22 protein-coding genes and 1 riboswitch are annotated in these 18,183 nt (G+C 63.5%); of the genes, 14 read left to right on the top strand and 8 right to left on the bottom strand.

The window, feature by feature from the left end; translation table 11 throughout:
• Positions 1 to 49: 49 nt before the first annotated feature.
• From KJP28_RS03050 to KJP28_RS03065, 4 genes are all read left to right on the top strand, one after another.
• A complete protein-coding gene (locus KJP28_RS03050) occupies positions 50 to 1,285 on the top strand; it encodes an MFS transporter (RefSeq protein ID WP_218390753.1) in 1,236 nt (411 codons plus the stop codon).
• Between the two features lie 76 nt (positions 1,286 to 1,361).
• Entirely contained in the window at positions 1,362 to 2,009 is a 648-nt protein-coding gene (gene msrA, locus KJP28_RS03055; RefSeq protein WP_218390754.1) for a peptide-methionine (S)-S-oxide reductase MsrA, read from the top strand.
• A gap of 49 nt (positions 2,010 to 2,058) precedes the next feature.
• Complete coding sequence (locus KJP28_RS03060) at positions 2,059 to 2,931, top strand: 50S ribosomal protein L11 methyltransferase (protein ID WP_218390755.1); 873 nt, start codon at positions 2,059 to 2,061, stop codon at positions 2,929 to 2,931.
• 138 nt (positions 2,932 to 3,069) lie between these two features.
• Positions 3,070 to 3,444: a hypothetical protein gene (locus KJP28_RS03065; RefSeq protein ID WP_218390756.1), complete on the top strand. Its 375-nt coding sequence runs from the start codon at positions 3,070 to 3,072 to the stop codon at positions 3,442 to 3,444.
• A gap of 17 nt (positions 3,445 to 3,461) precedes the next feature.
• Here the strand turns inward: KJP28_RS03065 and KJP28_RS03070 are convergent, their stop codons facing one another.
• Together KJP28_RS03070 and KJP28_RS03075 are read right to left on the bottom strand one after the other, a co-directional pair.
• On the bottom strand, positions 3,462 to 4,013 hold the full coding sequence (locus KJP28_RS03070) for a peptidoglycan-binding domain-containing protein (RefSeq protein ID WP_218390757.1): 552 nt from the start codon (positions 4,011 to 4,013) through the stop codon (positions 3,462 to 3,464).
• A gap of 62 nt (positions 4,014 to 4,075) precedes the next feature.
• Complete coding sequence (locus KJP28_RS03075) at positions 4,076 to 4,468, bottom strand: OB-fold nucleic acid binding domain-containing protein (protein WP_218391678.1); 393 nt, start codon at positions 4,466 to 4,468, stop codon at positions 4,076 to 4,078.
• A gap of 133 nt (positions 4,469 to 4,601) precedes the next feature.
• Here KJP28_RS03075 and KJP28_RS03080 point away from each other — a divergent pair, with 133 nt between their 5' ends.
• Both KJP28_RS03080 and KJP28_RS03085 read left to right on the top strand, forming a co-directional pair.
• Positions 4,602 to 4,925, top strand: coding sequence for a 2Fe-2S iron-sulfur cluster-binding protein (locus tag KJP28_RS03080; protein ID WP_218390758.1), 324 nt, complete (start codon positions 4,602 to 4,604; stop codon positions 4,923 to 4,925).
• A gap of 94 nt (positions 4,926 to 5,019) precedes the next feature.
• Positions 5,020 to 5,739, top strand: coding sequence for an FG-GAP repeat domain-containing protein (locus KJP28_RS03085; protein ID WP_218390759.1), 720 nt, complete (start codon positions 5,020 to 5,022; stop codon positions 5,737 to 5,739).
• Positions 5,740 to 5,864: 125 nt separating this feature from the next.
• On the opposite strand, the gene purD is transcribed toward KJP28_RS03085, so the two are convergent.
• Positions 5,865 to 7,130 carry a phosphoribosylamine--glycine ligase gene (gene purD, locus KJP28_RS03090; protein ID WP_218390760.1) on the bottom strand — a complete coding sequence of 422 codons (1,266 nt, stop codon included), beginning with the start codon at positions 7,128 to 7,130 and terminating at the stop codon, positions 5,865 to 5,867.
• A 58-nt stretch (positions 7,131 to 7,188) separates the two neighbouring features.
• On the opposite strand from purD, the gene KJP28_RS03095 reads away from it, so the two are divergent.
• The 3 genes from KJP28_RS03095 to xseA all read left to right on the top strand — a co-directional run bounded on the left by KJP28_RS03095 (position 7,189) and on the right by xseA (position 9,763).
• Positions 7,189 to 7,461: a hypothetical protein gene (locus KJP28_RS03095; RefSeq protein WP_218390761.1), complete on the top strand. Its 273-nt coding sequence runs from the start codon at positions 7,189 to 7,191 to the stop codon at positions 7,459 to 7,461.
• 56 nt (positions 7,462 to 7,517) lie between these two features.
• Positions 7,518 to 8,078, top strand: a complete 561-nt coding sequence (locus KJP28_RS03100; protein WP_218390762.1) for a type 1 glutamine amidotransferase domain-containing protein — start codon at positions 7,518 to 7,520, stop codon at positions 8,076 to 8,078.
• A gap of 128 nt (positions 8,079 to 8,206) precedes the next feature.
• Positions 8,207 to 9,763: an exodeoxyribonuclease VII large subunit gene (xseA, locus tag KJP28_RS03105; protein ID WP_218390763.1), complete on the top strand. Its 1,557-nt coding sequence runs from the start codon at positions 8,207 to 8,209 to the stop codon at positions 9,761 to 9,763.
• Positions 9,764 to 9,821: 58 nt separating this feature from the next.
• Here the strand turns inward: xseA and KJP28_RS03110 are convergent, their stop codons facing one another.
• Positions 9,822 to 10,226, bottom strand: coding sequence for a hypothetical protein (locus KJP28_RS03110; protein WP_218390764.1), 405 nt, complete (start codon positions 10,224 to 10,226; stop codon positions 9,822 to 9,824).
• Entirely contained in the window at positions 10,223 to 11,254 is a 1,032-nt protein-coding gene (locus KJP28_RS03115) for an alkane 1-monooxygenase (protein ID WP_218390765.1), read from the bottom strand. The genes KJP28_RS03110 and KJP28_RS03115 overlap by 4 nt, the downstream gene beginning before the upstream one ends.
• A gap of 112 nt (positions 11,255 to 11,366) precedes the next feature.
• On the opposite strand from KJP28_RS03115, the gene KJP28_RS03120 reads away from it, so the two are divergent.
• Together KJP28_RS03120 and ftsY are read left to right on the top strand one after the other, a co-directional pair.
• Positions 11,367 to 12,011, top strand: a complete 645-nt coding sequence (locus KJP28_RS03120) for a lysoplasmalogenase family protein (RefSeq protein ID WP_218390766.1) — start codon at positions 11,367 to 11,369, stop codon at positions 12,009 to 12,011.
• Between the two features lie 47 nt (positions 12,012 to 12,058).
• A complete protein-coding gene (gene ftsY / locus KJP28_RS03125; protein WP_218390767.1) occupies positions 12,059 to 13,456 on the top strand; it encodes a signal recognition particle-docking protein FtsY in 1,398 nt (465 codons plus the stop codon).
• Here ftsY and KJP28_RS03130 read toward each other — a convergent pair.
• Entirely contained in the window at positions 13,437 to 13,805 is a 369-nt protein-coding gene (locus KJP28_RS03130; RefSeq protein ID WP_218390768.1) for a hypothetical protein, read from the bottom strand. The genes ftsY and KJP28_RS03130 overlap by 20 nt on opposite strands.
• Positions 13,806 to 14,219: 414 nt before the next feature.
• Here KJP28_RS03130 and KJP28_RS03135 point away from each other — a divergent pair, with 414 nt between their 5' ends.
• Genes KJP28_RS03135 through KJP28_RS03145 form a run of 3 tightly spaced genes read left to right on the top strand, consistent with a single transcriptional unit; the run spans position 14,220 to position 16,380 of the window.
• A complete protein-coding gene (locus KJP28_RS03135) occupies positions 14,220 to 14,759 on the top strand; it encodes a hypothetical protein (protein ID WP_218390769.1) in 540 nt (179 codons plus the stop codon).
• 9 nt (positions 14,760 to 14,768) lie between these two features.
• Entirely contained in the window at positions 14,769 to 15,671 is a 903-nt protein-coding gene (locus KJP28_RS03140; RefSeq protein WP_218390770.1) for a DMT family transporter, read from the top strand.
• A 55-nt stretch (positions 15,672 to 15,726) separates the two neighbouring features.
• Positions 15,727 to 16,380: an inner membrane-spanning protein YciB gene (locus KJP28_RS03145; RefSeq protein WP_418887915.1), complete on the top strand. Its 654-nt coding sequence runs from the start codon at positions 15,727 to 15,729 to the stop codon at positions 16,378 to 16,380.
• On the opposite strand, the gene KJP28_RS03150 is transcribed toward KJP28_RS03145, so the two are convergent.
• Together KJP28_RS03150 and KJP28_RS03155 are read right to left on the bottom strand one after the other, a co-directional pair.
• Positions 16,370 to 17,068: a glutathione S-transferase N-terminal domain-containing protein gene (locus KJP28_RS03150; protein ID WP_218390772.1), complete on the bottom strand. Its 699-nt coding sequence runs from the start codon at positions 17,066 to 17,068 to the stop codon at positions 16,370 to 16,372. The genes KJP28_RS03145 and KJP28_RS03150 overlap by 11 nt on opposite strands.
• A 23-nt stretch (positions 17,069 to 17,091) precedes the next feature.
• The gene (locus KJP28_RS03155; protein ID WP_218390773.1) at positions 17,092 to 17,940 is read right to left on the bottom strand and encodes an alpha/beta fold hydrolase; all 849 of its coding nucleotides are present in this window, start codon (positions 17,938 to 17,940) and stop codon (positions 17,092 to 17,094) included.
• Between the two features lie 124 nt (positions 17,941 to 18,064).
• Positions 18,065 to 18,144, top strand: a riboswitch (SAM riboswitch).
• Positions 18,145 to 18,183 lie beyond the last annotated feature (39 nt).

Genomic DNA, 18,183 nt, shown 5'->3' on the forward strand with positions numbered 1-18,183 from the left:
AATGTGTTTTTCGCCTCGCCAGCCGGAAAACGCGGGGCTATTGGATGGCATGACCGGTCGGAAACTCACGCTCGAGGAAGCCAAGGCGCTTCCCTTATGGCGCCAGCCCGTGGCGCTTCTTGTCGTCATGGCGGCGGCGATGCCGATCTCGTTCGCGACCTGGAGCGCGCTTCTCAACAACTTCGTCATCGAGGTGGCCGGGTTCACCGGGGTCGAGATCGGATGGCTTCATACAGTGCGCGAAATTCCCGGTTTTCTCGCCATCGCGGTGATTATCCTGATCATGTTCCTGCGCGAACAAACGCTCGCACTCGTCGCGCTCGCCTTGCTGGCCGTCGCGACGGCGGTGACGGCATGGTTTCCATCGCTGGGCGGTATCCTGACGATCACCATGCTGTCCTCCATCGGGTTCCATTACTACGAGACGGTCAACCAATCGCTCCAGCTTCAGTGGATCGACCGGGCGCGCGCGCCACAGGTTTTGGGCTGGCTGGTAGCGGTCGGGTCCGGGGCGTCGCTTTTGGCCTACGGGCTGCTCGTCGTGACGTGGAAGACCTTCGATCTGTCTTATAATTTCGTCTATCTGGCGTCGGGCGGGGTGAGCCTTGCGCTGATTGTCTTCGCGATCCTTGCCTATCCACAATTCGAAAGCCCGGAACCGCAGCTCAAGACCTTCGTCCTGCGCCGCCGATACTGGCTTTACTATGCGCTCCAATTCATGTCGGGCGCGCGGCGGCAGATCTTCACGGTTTTCGCGGCCTTCATGATGGTCGAACGGTTCGGTTTCGAGGTGCACGAGGTCACGGCGCTGTTCATCATCAACTTCGTTGCCAACATGATCTTCGCGCCGCTCATGGGGCGGGCCGTGGGGCATTGGGGGGAGCGCAATGCGCTTGCCTTCGAATATGTCGGGTTGATCATCGTGTTCCTCGCCTATGGCGGGATCTATTATTTCGGCTGGGGCGTGGTGCTGGCGGCGGCGCTTTACGTGATCGACCACCTGTTCTTCAGCCTCGCCTTCGCGATCAAGACCTATTTCCAGAAGATCGCGGATGTGCCGGACATCGCCCCCACCGCAGCGGTCGCCTTTACCATCAACCATATCGCGGCCGTCTTTCTACCTGCGCTTCTGGGCTATCTCTGGGTCGTGTCGCCGGGCGCGGTGTTCGGGCTGGCGGCCAGTATGGCAGGGGTGTCGTTGATGCTGGCGCTACTGATCCCGCGTCACCCGGACAAGGGCAACGAGACGGTACTTTCGGCACGGATGCCGGCACCTGCGGAGTGATCTCATTCGCGTGAGTGGCCTGTCCGGGTGCGGGCGGACGAATTATATCTGGGGCAAGCAATCAGGAGGACGCGCGATGTTTGGACTGTTCGAAAAATCCGAGATGGTTAAAGAGGCCGATGCGCTGCCGGGGCGGTCTCAGCCGATTCCCACGGCCAGCCGGCACGCGGTGTTCGACCGGCCTCTGACGATGGATGTGCCCGAGGGCATGGAGGTCGCGATCTTCGCTATGGGCTGTTACTGGGGCGTCGAGCGGATGTTCTGGCAGGTGCCGGGGGTCTGGCTGACCATGGTCGGAAATGCGGGCGGCTATTCGCCCAATCCGACCTATGAGGAAGTCTGTTCTGGCAAGACGGGACATGCCGAGGCCGTGCGCGTGGTCTACGACCCGAGCGAGGTGAGCTATGACGAGCTTCTGCGCGTGTTCTGGGAAGGCCATGACCCGACGCAGGGGATGCGGCAGGGCAACGACCGCGGGACGCAGTATCGTTCCGCGATCTATGCGACGACGCAGGCGCAGTTCGACGCGGCGAAGGCCTCGAAAGAGGTGTTCCAGAAACGGCTGCACGCGGCAGGCCTTGGCGCGATCACGTCGGAGATCGAAATGGCGGGTCCGTTCTACTGGGCCGAGGATTATCACCAGCAATACCTTTACAAGAACCCGAACGGCTATTGCGGACTTGGCGGGACCGGCGTGACCTGTCCCATCGGCACCGGCGCTTGACCCTCTGCGACCGCGCGTCTAGGGGCATGTTGAATTCTGGAGATACGACATGCCCACATGGACAGCCCTGACCACGCTTGCCGGACAAGCCAAGGCCGAAGCGCTTGGCAACGCGATGGAAACGCTGTCGCCGGAGCCGACCGGCGTCGGCGTGTTCGAGATGGAGGACGGCTCGGGCCTTTGGGAAGTCGGCGGCTATTTCACGGAAGAGCCGGACCTCGCGGGCCTTGCACTTTTGTCCACGATGCATGGCGCAAAGGATTTCGTGGTGTCGGAATTGCCGGAAACCGATTGGGTCGCCCATGTGAAACGCGAACTCGCGCCGGTCGAGGCGGGGCGGTTTTTCGTCTACGGCGCCCATGATGCCGACCGGCTGCCCTCCGACAAGGTCGGGCTGAAGATCGAGGCGGCGATGGCCTTCGGCACCGGGCATCACGGCACGACCCTTGGCTGTCTGAGCGCGTTGGACCGGTTGGCGGAACGCGGCGTGGTGGCGCGGAATGTGGCCGACATTGGCTGCGGCACGGCGGTGCTGGCGATGGCGGCAGCGAAAATCTGGCCCAATCCGGTGATCGCATCGGATATTGACGAGGTTGCGGTCGAGGTCGCGCGGGCGAATGTAAAGGCGAACGGGGTCGAGGACCGGGTGCATGTCGTCGAAGCGGCGGGGTTCGATCACGCCGATCTGAAAGCCGCTGCGCCTTTTGATCTGGTGTTCGCGAATATCCTCAAGGGGCCGCTCGTGTCGCTCGCGCCGGATATGGGAACCATGATCTCGGACGGTGGACGGGCGATTCTCTCCGGCATCCTGAATCCACAGGCCGATGAGGTGGTTTCGGCCTATGAGGCCGTAGGATTCGTCGTTGCGCAGCGGTCGGAATATGGCGATTGGACCACGCTCACACTGCAAAAAACCGGCTGATCGGGGATCAATCCGAGTATAATTCCGGTATTGTGTCCGGGTCCTGACCATTGACACATCCAGGACATTTTTTTGTCGCTTTCTCGCGGGAGATTTCTATTATTGATCAGTATTGACGTTTAATTTCAGGGCACTCCAATGGTCGACATAAACCAACAGGATTTCCACAGCCGCTTGTATCGGATCGAACGCACGCACCGGAATCTGTCTAGCGGGTATGTTCGACTGGAAGAGCGCAACGGACTTTTGGTGCCGGTGCGTCGGGTGCGGTCTCGCCGCGGTTTCCCCTGGCGCGGGCTCTTTCTCGTCCTGATCGCGTTTCTCGTGTTCAAGGCGTCGTTGCTCGCCCAGATTGGCCCGGTGCGCTACGTCGAACACCACTCCAAGCTCGAGCAGGGCTCGATCGTGGAGCAGATGGGTGCCTGGGCGCTTCGCCCGGATCCGGCCACCGTGTATATTTCGGAAAAGATCGCGCCTTATCTGCGCCAGCTGACGCAGCTCATCACGATCTGAGCCTCAGCTGATCCCGGTCACGACAGGTCGATTTCGACCAATCCGAGTTCGCGTGCGCTTTCAGTCGACAGGATCGCCGAATTCAGGCCCATTTCCATCTGAAATGCCCGGATCGCTTTGCGCGTCTCTTCGTCCAGCGTGCCGTGCGGATCGCCAGCGTATAATCCGCGCGCCGTCAGAGCGCGTTGGATCGACGCGATGAAGTCCGGTGTCCAGCGTGGCGGGCAGGGCGTTTCGAAATAGATCGGAGTGCGATCCTCGACGATGCGGGCTTCGGTGTTGCTCTCGTATTTCGCGGGGGTGATGATGTTGCCTTCGGGGCCGAATTTGGCTGGCGCAACCATCTTGTGGGTGATGACTTGTTCGATCGTCGCAGGTGTCACGTCTTTCCCGTAACAGACGCCGGGTTTCGCGCCGGGGGGCGCGAGGGTGAAATCGGTGATGATCGCCTCATCGCCGAAATCGGCGCGGGTGACCTGGGTTTTCCCGGTCTCGCTGCGCTCGGCGCAGCCGGACAGGGCCAATCCCAGGGTCACGACCCAGATCGTTGCGATGGTTGCACGAAACATGCTGCTCGATGTCCTTATGCTGGACGATTTTCGGGCAATCTAGCGTGATTTGTGCAACTGGGCTAGCCCCTTGCCGGCGGGGTGGCGTTGGGTTGCGCAAGCCGGTCGAGCATCCACGAGATGTCCTCCACCTGTTCGGCAATCACATGGGCCACGCCGCTTTCACGCTGAATTTGCCCGGTGACGCGCAGCGCGCGCCCCGCGACCACGGCGCGGCGGAATTTCTCATAGATGCTGCGCCAGACGACGATGTTGGCGATGCCGGTCTCATCCTCCAGCGTGATGAACACGACGCCATGCGCCGTGCCGGGGCGTTGACGCACGAGCACGAGCCCGGCGACGGTGATGCGCGCCTTTTCCGGCGGACGGTCGAGGTCGCGATGCAGGATCGCGACCGGTGGCCGGGGCCAGGGACGGGGGGTGGAAAGAGCGGTCATGAGATGAGAATAGAACATATAGGGAACAAAACCAAGCCCGATGGCTCCTGCGATGCTCATGTCCACTGTATGAAATCCGACGCGAAACCGGGCTGGACCCTCTGGCCCCCCTTGGCTAGAACGGCGCGGAACGTGACACCGGAGACCGAGCATGGCGAAGATCACCTATATCGAGCACAACGGCACAAAGCACGAAATCGAAGTGCCGAACGGCCTGACCGTGATGGAAGGCGCGCGCGACAATGACGTGCCGGGGATCGAGGCCGATTGCGGCGGGGCGTGTGCCTGTTCGACCTGCCATGTCTATGTCGCCGAAGAATGGGTCGACAAGCTCAACCCGCGCGAGGCGATGGAAGAGGACATGCTCGATTTCGCTTACGAGCCGGACCCTGTCCGTTCGCGCCTGACTTGCCAGATCCAGGTGACGGACGCGCTCGACGGGCTTGTCGTGCAGATGCCGGAAAAGCAGATATGATCGGGTGGAGCGCGCTCGCGCATTCGTGCGCGCTACCTGCTGGAAAAGCCAATCCGCGCCGGGCAGCATGATCGCACCCGAATTGGGAGGTTCCATGCGCGCACGTCTTCTCGTCATCCTGCCCCTCATCGCGCCTGCGCCGCTGCTTGCGAAGGACATCCGCGGTGCCGCCTATGTCGAGCCGACGGACGCCTACGGGCATGGCGCGCTCGCGAATGGCGAATATGCCGGGCTGGAGGTCGCCTACGACGACGGCACCCGGAACACGATCCGTTTCGACGGCGCGGTCTATGAGGATACCGCGCCGCGCCTCCACGATTTCGATGGGGACGGCACGCCCGAGATTATCGCCGTTTTGTCGGGTTTCAACGTGGGCGCGATGATCCAGATCGTCGGTTTCGATGGCGAAGCGGCGCGTCCCGTCGGGACGACCGACGCTATCGGTCAACGCCACCGCTGGCTCGCCATCGCGGGGATCGCGGATTTCGACGGGGATGGGCGTGACGACATCGCCTATGTCGATCGCCCACACCTTGCCAAAACGTTGCGCATCGTGACGCCGGTTCCGACCGACGACGGTTTCACTTTCGAAACGGGTCCGACGTTGGACGGCCTGTCCAACCACCGTATTCGAACACCCGAGATAGAGGGCGGCGTGCGAGATTGCCCGGGCGAACCACCGGCGATCCTCACCGCCGATGCAGATTGGTCCCAGGTGATGGAGACGCGCTTTGAAAACGGCGCGCTGACTAGCACGCCGCGCGCGCCCTACGAAAGCCCCGAAAGCTTCGCACGATTCCTTACCTGCGACTGATCCGCTTCATTGTTCCGAAAATACTTCGGTGAGCGCGAGAGGCTGGCCTCTCGCCCGCGCGGGACCGCCCATGGGCGGGCCCGTGAAAAGCATGCCCGCGCGTCAGCGCGGACCGCTTGGCCGCGTCAATCCAGCGCGCGCCAGCCGATGTCGGTGCGGTTGAACCCCTCGGGCCAGTCGATGCCGTCGATCATCTTGTATGCCGCGTCACGGGCGGCCTTCAGGCTGTCTCCCCGCGCGGTCACGTTCAGCACGCGTCCACCGGCGGCCGTGATCTTTCCGTCGCGCACCTTGGTGCCCGCGTGGAAAACCATGTGGCTCGAATCCTCGGGCAGGTCGTCCAACCCGCCGATCACCGAGCCTTTCTCGTAAGCGCCCGGATAACCGTTCGCGGCCATGACCACGGTCATCGCGTGATCGTCGGCCCAGTTCACCTGCCGCCCGTCCAAGGCGCCTTCGGCACAGGCGACCATCAGGTCGAGTGCCTGCGCACCGAGACGCATCATCAGCACCTGGCACTCCGGGTCGCCGAACCGCACGTTGTATTCCACCAGGCGGGGCTGGCCGTTCTCGATCATCAGCCCCGCATAGAGCACGCCTTTGTAAGGCATTCCGCGTCCCGCCATGACGCGCATGGTCGGCGCGACGATTTCGTCCATCGCCTTGGCGACGATCTCGTCCGACAGGATCGGGGCGGGGGAATAGGCACCCATCCCACCGGTGTTGAACCCGGTGTCGCCGTCGCCGACCCTCTTGTGATCCTGCGCTGTGCCGATGGGGAGGAGCGTTTCGCCGTCCGACAGCACGAAGAGCGAGCCTTCCTCGCCCTCCATGAATTCCTCGATCACGACTTCAGCCCCGGCCTCGCCGAATTCGCCGCCGAACATGTCGTCGATCGCGGCCAGCGCAGTGTCTTCGTCCATCGCAACGATGACGCCCTTGCCGGCCGCCAGCCCGTCGGCCTTGACCACGATGGGCGCGCCCTCATCGCGAATGTAGTCTTTCGCGGGCGCGGCTTCGGTGAAGCGGGCATAGGCGGCGGTCGGGGCCTGCGCCGCGTCGCAAATTTCCTTGGTGAAGCTCTTGGAGGCTTCGAGCTTCGCCGCAGCCTGCGAGGGGCCGAAGCACAGGATGTTCGCCGCTTCGAGCGCATCGGCCACGCCCGCCGCCAGCGGGGCTTCGGGGCCGATGATGACGAAGGTGATTGCGTTGACGTTGCAGAAATCGACGACCCGTTCGCCGTCCTCGATGTCGAGCACCGCGCATTCCGCGATCTGGGCGATCCCCGCATTGCCCGGCGCGACGATCAACTTGTCGCATTTCGGGTTCTGCATGACCGCCCAGGCGAGGGCGTGTTCGCGGCCACCGCCGCCGAGGATGAGAATGTTCACGGGCGTCGTCCTTGTGCTAGTCAGGTGGGGAATAGCCAAGGGGCGCGACGGGAGCAAGATGGCGGGTTTGGACAAGGAACAACGCAGGGGCGCGATCGGGCTTGGCGCGGTCGCCGTGGCGCTCATTTGCGGTCTCGGCGCGCTGCGTGGCGCGCCGGACTGGCTCTTTCTGCCCGCTGTCTTCGGTGCGATTGTCGCACTCGTCGCGCTCGTCGGACGGGGGCACCGACGGTCGTCGGGCGATGGCGAATCGGGCGGAGGCGGGGTTTGGTTCGATGGATTCGGCGGTGACGGTGGCGGTGACGGTGGCGGGGGCGGTGGCGGCGATTGAGGGCGGAACTCTGCCAGCGGGACGGGCGTTTCGGGGGAAACCGAAAGGAGGACCCCATGTCCGAACTGAATGATTTCAAAATCGCCATCCTGGCAACCAACGGGTTCGAGCAATCCGAACTCGAAGTGCCGCTCGAAAAGCTGCGTGACGCCGGGGCCGAGGTCCATGTCGTCAGTCCCGAAGACGGGGATATCACCGGCTGGGACGAGAGCGACTGGGGGCGCAATGTGCCCGTGGACGCGACGCTGTCAGATGCGAAACCCGACGATTACGATGCACTCGTTCTGCCGGGTGGTCAGATCAACCCCGATCTGTTGCGCGTGAATAAGGATGCGCTCGCCTTCGTCACGGCGTTTCACGACGCGGGCAAGGTCATTGCCGCGATCTGTCATGCGCCTTGGCTTCTGGTCGAGACCGGCATCGCCAAGGGGCGCAAGATGACGTCTTATCCGTCGGTGCGCACCGACCTCGAGAATGCGGGCGCGCATTGGGAAGACAGCGCCGTGGTCGCCGATCAAGGCATCGTGACCAGCCGCAACCCCGGTGACCTCGACGATTTCGTCGCCAAGATCATCGAGGAGATCCGCGAGGGCCGCCACGACCGCAAGGCGGCGTAACACCGGTTTCGCCCCGGCATGCGCCGGGGCGACCGACGCGGGGGCGCTGCCCCCGCACCCCCGGGATATTTGACGACCGGAAAGAACGGGCGCTTTTCCTCGTCCGGCGCGGTCGTTAATGTCGCCACATGGACCTGATCGACGACCCGCAGCCGGGGATGAACGCCCCGGAATTCTCCGTTTCCGAAATTTCCGGTGCGGTGAAGCGCATGATCGAGGGCGAGTTCGGTCATGTGCGCATTCGCGGCGAAGTGGGCCGGGTGTCGCGGCCCCGGTCGGGGCATGTTTATCTCGACCTGAAGGATGACCGGGCGGTGATTTCCGGTGTCATGTGGAAGGGCGTGGCGGCCCGACAGGTGACTCAGCCCGAAGAGGGGATGGAGGTGGTCGCGACCGGTCGGCTCACCACATTCCCCGGCCAGTCGAAATACCAGATCGTCATCGAGGAAATCGCGCCTGCCGGGATGGGCGCGCTCATGGCGATGCTGGAGAAGCGCAAGGCGGCGCTGGCGGCCGAGGGGTTGTTCGCAGAGGAGAGAAAGCGGCCCCTGCCGTTTTTGCCGGAGGTGATCGGGGTCGTCACATCGCCCTCGGGTGCGGTGATCCGCGATATCCTGCACCGTCTGCGCGACCGCTTTCCGCGCAAGGTGTTGATCTGGCCGGTGGCGGTGCAGGGCGAGCGTTGCGCGCCCGAGGTGGCGAACGCCATCGCCGGGTTCAATGCCCTGACGCCGGGTGGCGCGATCCCGCGCCCCGATGTGGTCATCGTCGCGCGGGGCGGGGGATCGGTCGAAGACCTTTGGGGGTTCAACGAAGAGGCCGTGGTGCGGGCTGCCGCAGCGAGTGACATCCCGCTCATCTCGGCCGTGGGGCATGAGACCGACACGACCCTGATCGACTACGCCTCGGATCGGCGCGCGCCGACGCCGAGTGCTGCGGCGGAAATCGCGGTGCCGGTCAGGCGCGATCTCTTGGCCTGGACGGCGGAACAGGAGGCGCGGCTGACCTCGGCGTTGACACAGGGGATCACGCGGCGGGGGCAGCGGCTGGTCGATCTGTCGCGGGCGCTTCCGCGGGCCGAGACGTTGCTCGACACGCCGCGCCAGAAGCTCGACCGGGCGGGCGACCGGCTTCCGGCGGCGTTAAGGGCTTTGGTCCACAGGGGCGAGGCGCGATTGAGCCAGGCGTCGGGCGGATTCCGCCCCTCGCTCCTCACGCATCGCACGCGGCGGATGGGCGACGAGCTGAGATCCTGGTCGGTACGATTGGGCCCCGCTTTGGAACGGGGTCGGACCGCGAAGCAGCGCGACCTCGACAAGATCGCACCTCGGCTCGACCCGGCCCGGATCGAGCAGGCGCGCAAGAACGGCGCGCGCGAGCTCGAGGCATTGTCCCGGCGGCTGGCACGGGTCGGCGCCGCGCAGATCGACGGGTGGCGCGACAGGCTCGACGGGCTGGAGCGTATGCGGCAGTCGCTGGGCTACACGGAGACGCTCAAGCGGGGCTATGCTGTTGTACGGGGCGATGGTGACGTGGTGACGACACGGGCGGCAGCGCAGGCCGCTGATGCGCTGGAAATCGAATTCGCGGATGGTCGGCTCGCGGTCGGAGAAGGGTCCGCGACGCCCGCCCCGAAGCCCAAAAAACCCAAGGATACGCCGCCCGAGCAAGGTTCACTGTTTTAGCCGCGCGCCAAAGCTCCTGTTTTCATCGTGCCCCAAATATGCACGTCGGAGCGGTCGGTCAGACGCCCACCTCCGGCCCGAGGCACATGAGCGGCTCGTCGCTTTCGCCGGTCTCATAAAGTTCTTGGTATTCGTCGTTGTTGGCGAACTGGGCCGTGAGGGATGCGCCGCTTCGGAAGAAGATCCAGCATTGGGGTGCGGGGTCGTCTTCGTAGACGAAGCAGATTTCCTCGCCTGAGGGATACCAGTAGCCGTCCTTGCAGCGACCGTCGAGGAAGGACCAGCGGACCTTGCGGTTCTCGAGGTAATCCTCGCCCCCGTAGGGCTGACCTTCGAAGCCATACATGAGCGTCTTGCCGGTGACGTAGGCTTCGAAATCCTCGGCGCTCAGCGGGTCGCCTGTTTGCGCGGTGGCGACGTTGGCGATCAGGCCGAGCACAAGGGCGAGGGATGTTCGTTTCATGCGCGGGTCGCCTCCCATTCGGAGAGGGCCGGGGTCATGACGCGCCGCCAGAGGCTTGGGATGAGCGCCAGGGCGGCCATAGCCGGCAGGGTCGACGGCAGCGTCGGGGCATCGGGCGCATTGCGCAGGAACGGATAAGGTCGCGCCGGGTGGGCGTGGTGGTCGGAATGGCGCGGGGCGTTCAGCATCAGGTGGCGGGAATACCAATGACCGGCGTTCCAAGAATGGGCCGGGCCGACGGGTTCGTATTTGCCCGGTGCCGTCTCAGACCGGGTGAGGCCGTAGTGTTGGACGTAATCGGACAAAAGGAGCTGCATCTGGGCATAGGCCGACAGGCCGACATAGGCCAAAAGGCCGTCCGGGCCGATGAATACAAGCGCCAGAAGCGCGAAAGCGGCGGCTCCGGCAATGTAAGTCACGTAAGGCGTGGTGCCCCCGGTGCCGCGTTTGCGGATCGCCTCGCGCTCTGCACGGTAGCCTTCGCGAAAGCTGCCGATCCAGGCGCGCCACGCAAAGCGGTAGAAGCCTTCGCCGCGTCGGGCCGAGTTCGGGTCCTGCGGCGAGGCGGCATGGCGGTGGTGGACTTTCAGATGCGCGGACGTGTGGTGGCCGAACAGAAGCGTGACATAGACCCATTTGCCCAGCGCAAAGAGCCGCCGGTCGCGGCGGTGGATCAGCTCATGCGCGTTCGAATTCGAGACCTGACCGAAGAAGAGCCCTGCTCCGATGAAAAGCGCGACGCCGGGGGCGATGCCGTGGCCCGCGCTCGAAATCGACCAGACCACGAGGGGCAGGAGCGCGAAGTGGAGCACGGCGAGCGATGCCGAGAGCGTGTCGGCGGCCGGAAGATCGCGCGCCGGGTTCTCGCCGGGGTCGTTTGCGGCAATCATCTGATCGAGGCCGAAGGTGAACAGGGTCATGTAGACAAGGGCGAGCCAGGACCAGACCCCGCCGCCGAACGCGCCGGCGACAATCAGGACCACAGGGGTCAGTGTAGCGATGGCGTAGGTGCGCACGGGATGGGTCATGGGATTAGAATAGGGCCCTGCCAGAGGCGCGGAAACCCCTCTTCCACCGCATTCGTAAACAGGCCTTGACCCCGTCGCACCCGTCGTCATGGTCTTGCAACGGAGGATTGTCATGGGACCGACACTTGCCTGGGCCGGAATACTGGCGGCGATGACCTATCTGCCACTGACCGAGGATCGTCCGAACCTGTTCCGGTCGGTCGTGAAGGCATTGCCGCTCCTGCTTTTTTCAGTCGCGGCCTATGTGACCGGGCAAGGTGTGTTCCTGATCGCGGGGCTGGTTCTGTCGTCATTCGGCGACTTCGCTTTGTCGCGGGATGGTGAGGCGGCTTTTCTGTATGGTCTCGCGAGTTTTGCGTTGGCGCATCTGCTTTACATCCTGCATTTCATGCAGCTTGCCGGTGCGCCGCTCTGGGAGGCGTTCTGGGTCAACCCGGCGATGGCGATCTTCCTCGTGGCCTATGGCATTCTCGCGGAAATCTGGTTGGTTCCCTATGCTGCCGGTTTGCGGCTCGCGGTTCGGGTTTACGTGGTTCTCATCACGCTCATGGGCATCGCCGCGCTGGCCATGCCGATCGGTCTGGCGTTCGTCGGGGCCGCGTTCTTCATCGCGTCGGACACGCTCTTGGCGCTTCAGATGTTCCGCATGGCCGAGGAGAACCCGCTGGTGGGGCGGATCGGCTGGGCGGTGTGGATTTCCTATATCGCGGGGCAGGCGATGATCATGACGGCGAGCGTGCCCCTTTCCAACGGCTGAATTCGCCATTAGGTGGAAAGCGGAAAACAAGGGGCCGCAGCGAAACCATGTCGTTCTTCAAGAAACTCAAGGATCGGTTGACGAAATCCAGCTCGAAGCTGGAGGAAGGCTTGGAAGCCATCGTCGAGGATGGTGGCGAGACGGAGGATGTCGCGCAAGCCGCGCCGGAAGAGCCGACGCCGGATCCGAAGCCCGAGCCGACGCCTGAGCCTGACACGCCGCAGGTCCCCGATACCCCCGACCCTACGCCGACGCCGGAACCCGACAACGTGCCTGCGCCGGAGCCGGAAACTCCGCCCACGCCGGAGCCGGAAATTCCGCCCGCGCCCGAACCGGACTTGCCGGAACCGCCGCAAACCGATCCGCAGCCGGACACGACACCCACGCCGACGCCCGAGCCGCTTCAGGTGCCGGGCACTTCACCGGAAGAAGTCCCGTCGACCGACGCGCCAAGTGAAGCGCCGCAGCCGAGCGACCCCACGCCCAGCCCGCTACCGCCAGAAATCGAGATGCCCAGTCCGGGCGATCTGGGTGGAGATCCCGAGCCGGCAACGCAAAAGCCGGGCCTTCTGGGCCGTATCCTGCGGCGGGGCGAGACCAAAACGGTCGTGCGCCGGGTGCTGGACGACGACATGCTCGAGAGCCTCGAAGAACTGATGATCGCGTCGGACATGGGGGTGGACACCGCGCTGCGCATTTCGGCCAATATCGCCGAAGGGCGTTTGGGCAAGAAGATGAGTGTCGAGGAGATCAAGGGCGCGCTTTCGACCGAGATCGCACGCGTCATGGAGCCAGTGGCCAAGCCGCTGCCGCTTTACCAGAAGCGCCCGCAGGTGGTGCTGGTGGTGGGCGTGAACGGCGCTGGCAAGACCACGACCATCGGCAAGCTGGCGAGCCAGTTTCGCGCCGCCGGCAAGTCTGTCGTGATCGCGGCGGGTGACACGTTCCGTGCCGCTGCGGTCGAGCAGCTTCAGGTCTGGGGCGACAGGGCCGGCGTGCCGGTTTTGACGGCGCCGGAAGGGTCGGACCCTGCATCGCTCGCCTTCGACGCCCTGACCAAGGCGCGTGACGAAGGGGCCGATCTTCTGATGATCGACACCGCCGGGCGGCTACAGAACCGTCAGGACCTGATGGAAGAGCTGGCGAAGATTGTGCGGGTCATCAAGAAGATCGACCCGGATGCGCCGCACAACACGCTGCTCGTGCTCGATGCGACGACGGGTCAGAATGCGCTCAATCAGGTCGATACGTTCCAGAAACTCGCGGATGTGTCGGGGCTGGTCATGACCAAGCTCGACGGCACGGCGAAGGGCGGCGTTCTGGTGGCGCTGGCCGACAAGTTCGGGTTGCCGATTCACGCGATTGGCGTCGGAGAGCAGATCGACGATCTCGCGCCGTTCGACCCGCAGGATTTCGCACGCGCGCTTACGGGCGCTGCGGTGTGAGAAACGGCATCGGGTCCATCTGCTGATAGGCCTGGATTTCCGCGATCAGGGCAACGCGGCCCATGTTGTCGAGACCCAGTTTGGTGGCGAGACAGGTCAGGGTGCCCACGGTCGAAAGTCCCGCGCAGGCATCGCGTTCCTGGCGCAGGCCCGTGAGATGCGTCATGACGCAGTAGAACCGGAAGGCCGTGAGATCCTTGATGTCGCGACAAATGCAGGCGATCGGCCCTGAAGCGGCCCCGTCCTGCAAAGCGGTGCGATGTATCGCGATGCGGCGGATCTCGCTGACGCTGGGAGTATTCTCGCGGAGGTCGGTGAGGTCGATGATGACGGGCGAAGACACGCTCAACCCGGGGATATCACCGTTCGCCACAGCACTTGTAATCGATGTCCCATCCGTCTGCGAAAGTGGAGATATACACCGCAGATATATACCTTCGATACTGTACACACGGGCGAGACTGATCATTTACCTAAATTACAACATTTTCGAGCGCGGCAACAACCATTCGGGTATTGCGGAAACGCGGTGGGCGGAAATGGCGGTAGCGGGTCAATCTCGTTGAAGCGCGCCGAAATCCTGTAACGTGGCGTGAGGGCCGATGAAACCCCGTGGTATTGGACGAGCGGCTTGTGTGACGCGGCGGAATGCCCAAAAAGCCGGCGAAAAGCCAAAATATCTCCCCATTCCACGAGTATTTCACGGCTTGCAGGCCCCGGAAGTGGGTCCATGAGGCATTGGGACCAAAAGCCGAATTCGAGCATGGCAAGACGCAAGACCAAGGAACCGACACTCCTTTTAAAGGGCACGCGCACTGCGCTGTCCTTCGTCGCCGAGGCGCGAAGGCTGTCGATTTCCGACCCCTATCCCGAAGCCGGGCAGCCCGGGTATTCGGTCATGGCCGACGTTTTGGCGCGTGCCGTTCTTTTCGCGAACTGGGAAGTCGTCGGCGCCGCCGCGTTGATTCGCGCCGGCAGCGTTGTTCGCGTGGCGGAAGCCGGTTTACTGGGCCCGTTTCGCACCGATGAATTCATGCGCCGGATGACGTACCGAATGCTCGCTGATGCGGCACATGAACTTACGGATGTCGCATGTATCGAGGACGCTTGGCGCGAATCCACCAATGTTGCGGAATTCGTGGCGCGTCGGCGAAGGGCGCGATTGCAGGACAAGTCCGCGCGTCCCACGCCGATCGGCCGGATCGAGATACCACTCGATCCAGCGATGGCCGCACGATTGTCTCCCCGGTCCATTGGCGAAGGGGACAGGATCCCACGTGCACCCCGGCGCGCATCGCTGTAACACGCGTTCATGGAAAACTGGATTCGCGGTCTCGAAGGCACCGAGGCCGGCCACACTCTCGCACTGATTCTGGCGCTGTCGGCTGCTGCGCTGCACGCGCTGTTCGGTGCGCTGCAGAAGGGGCGGCATGACCCCTGGCTGTCGCGCGGGGCGATCGACCTTGCATATGGGCTGATGGCCGCGCCGATTGCACTGTTCGTTGTGCCTTGGCCCGAACCGGAGCTCATTCCGCTATTTATCCTGATCTGGGCGATTCACGTCGGCTACAAGACGTCACAGGCGTTTACCTATACCCTTGGAAGCTACACGGTCGTGTACCCGGTGGTGCGCGGCACAGGCCCGCTTTTTACCGTCATCGGCGCGGGAATTCTGTTCGGGGAGCATTTCAACTGGGTCCAGTGGGTCGGGGTCGGTTTGCTGGTGAGTGCGATTTACGGGCTGGGTCTTTATAACCTTCGTCATTGGCAGGTGGACCGGGACACCTTGAAGCCCGCGCTGGCGATGGCGGTGCTGACCGGGCTGTTTGTCGCCGCCTATACGACCATCGACGCCTATGGCATCCGCGCGACGCCCAATCCGTTTACCTTTCTCGCATGGTTCTTCATGATCGACGGGCTGACCTTTCCGGTCGTGGCCTTTATCCGATACCGGCGTATGGAGAACCCGCCGGACCTTGGCCCTCTCGCGTTGCGCGGGTTCATCGGCGGGATCATCGCCTATTTCTCGTTCGGGTCGATCATGCTGGCCACGCGGCTCGACGATGTGGGCGAGGCGGCCGTGTTGCGCGAAACCTCGACCGTTTTCGCCGCGTTGATCGGGCTTTTGGTGCTGGGTGAACGGACCGGGCCCAGACGTGTGGTGCTGATGTCACTCATTGCACTCGGCGCTGTGATCGTGGAGTTGGGTGGATGAGACGAAGCGCCTATATAGGTGTGATCCAGCGAGCATTGAGGGGCGTATGGCTGACATGAGCGACACCACGCAGAACGAGGCGGCCAAGACCGTGCCCGAGAAAAAGCCCAACACCCTTTTGCGGGCCGTGATCGAATACGGCCCGATCATCGCGTTTTTCATCGGTTATATGATCGTGCGAGACAATACGTTCACGCTGTTCGGGCGGGAGTTCGACGGGATCGTCGTGGTGACGATGTTCTTCGTGCCGCTCCAGACGATCTCGACCTGGCTGATCTACAAGCTCACCGGGCGCATATCCGGCATCCAGATCGCCACCGTCGTTCTGGTCGTCATCATGGGCGGGATCACCATCTGGCTCAATGACGAGCGGTTCATCAAGATGAAGCCCACGATCCTTTACGTGTTCTTCTTTGTCGTGCTGGTGTTCGGCCTGCTTCAGGGCAAGTCCTATCTCAAGGCCGTGATGGATCACACGGTGCCCATGGAGCACGAAGGCTGGATGAAGCTCACGTGGCGCGTGGCGTTCTTCTTCGGGGCGCTCGCGGTGGCGAACGAGGCGGTCTGGCGCCTGATGTCCACCGACGCCTGGGTGAATTTCAAGACCTTCGGCCTGCCACTTGCGATCTTCGCGTTCTTCATGACCCAGTCGGGCCTGTTCTCGAAATACGGGACGTCGAACGAGGAAGACGACGCGCCTAACGCTTGAACAGCACCTTCTGCGCGTCCTTGTCGTCTTGAAGGCGCGAGCGTTTTTCGGCTCCGACAGCCATGCCGCGCTTCACCGCGTCGCGTGAGCCTACGAGGTCGAGCCAGCGGGCGAGGTTCGGTTTGTCGTCCAGCGTCTGCTCCTGGTTCTCCCACAGTGACGCCCAGCCGTATGAGGCCATGTCGGCGATGGAGTAGAAATCGCCGGCGAGATATTCATTCTCGGCCAGTTGCCGGTCCATGACCCCGTAAAGCCGCCCGGTTTCGGCACGGTAGCGGTCCTTGGCATAGGGGAGGTCATTGGGCGGGTCCATCGCCGGGGCGTATTTCAGAAAATGGTGCGCCTGACCGGCCATCGGGCCAAGTCCGCCCATCTGCCACATCACCCATTGATCCACCGCGATTCGGTCGCGTTCGGATGGTCCGCAGAACTGGCCGGTTTTGCGAGCGAGGTATTGCAGGATCGCGCCGGATTCGAAGATCGAGATCGGGGCACCGTCCGGGCCGTCGGGGTCGACGATGGCGGGCATCCGGTTGTTGGGTGCGATCTTGAGAAACTCCGGCTCGAATTGCTCGCCCTTGCCGATGTTCACGTATTTCACCGTGTAGGGCAGGCCCATCTCTTCGAGCGCGATGGTGATTTTCCAGCCGTTCGGCGTGGGCCAGTAGTGAAGTTCGATATCCGCCATGATTTTCTCCTGTCGCTTGGGCGTCAGGATGACAGACGCGCGGCGAAGGGCAAGGGGGAGAGGCTCACGGGCGCGGGAGCGGCGAGGCGGGACAAGGGCAGGTCGCCGCGCAGAACATCGGCGTAGAGCGGAAACAGGCCGGGGCGCAGGTAGAGCGACCAGTGGCAGAAACGACGCGACGGCGCGCCGATCCGGTAACCAAGTCGCCGGAGACGGTCACGGGTCGTGTCGCGGTCGACGGCGAGATCGGTCCAGCCGGGCAGATCGGGCAGACCTGCGCCAAGGGCGCGGCCGCGCAGACCCAGCACACATTCCAGCAACAGGTCGAACGGCAGGTTCTCGCGGCTGGTGACGTTGAGCACGTCGGCGCGACGACCGGCAGGCGAGGCGAGCGCGGCGCGGGCGTTGGACCGCAACTCGGCCCCGGCGATCAACACCACGCGCCCGATCGAATGGGCCGGCGCGTTGGCGACGGCCGACAAGGCCACACGCGCACCAGGCGAATGGCCGAACAAATGCACCGGGCGACCGACACCTTCAATCAATCCGGCCAGCGCGCGCCCTGCTGCCCCTGCATTCCGGTAGGCCTGCCAGATCGAGCCGGTCCCCTGCCATCCGAACGCGATCACCAAGCCGTCGCGCCCAAGACCCAGGTGGCGTGGCCATGACATGATTTTCCAGCTTTTCCGTGTGCCGCCTTCGGCGAGGATCTGGTCGTGCGGGCAATGACCAGGGGCGCCGGGGGCGTATTTGTAGCCGTGGATCAAGATCACGATGGGTGCTTGGAGCGGGAGGGTTTCCAGCGCCTGTGCGAGCGCGACGCGGTCATAGTCGAGACCGCCAGAGCCTGCATTGACGATCGCCTGCGGCATCGTCGTGTCCCCGGTTCTTGCCGTTGGTCGGGAGGATGGGCCCATTACGTGACCCTTCCGTGACCACGCCGTAACGGGTGCGTAAAAACCGCCACGGCTTGACGCAGAAGGGGTTCGGGGCTATCGCGGTGCCCGTGGCGATTTGTTTACCGGATTGCGGGCCACGTTAATCTTTTCCGCTAAAGAGGTCTGGGACGATGAAAACGCCCCCGGCTGTCCGGTAGGGCGTTTTTTGTTGGGAGA

This window comes from Maritimibacter dapengensis (assembly GCF_019218265.1).
Lineage (GTDB): Bacteria > Pseudomonadota > Alphaproteobacteria > Rhodobacterales > Rhodobacteraceae > Maritimibacter > Maritimibacter dapengensis.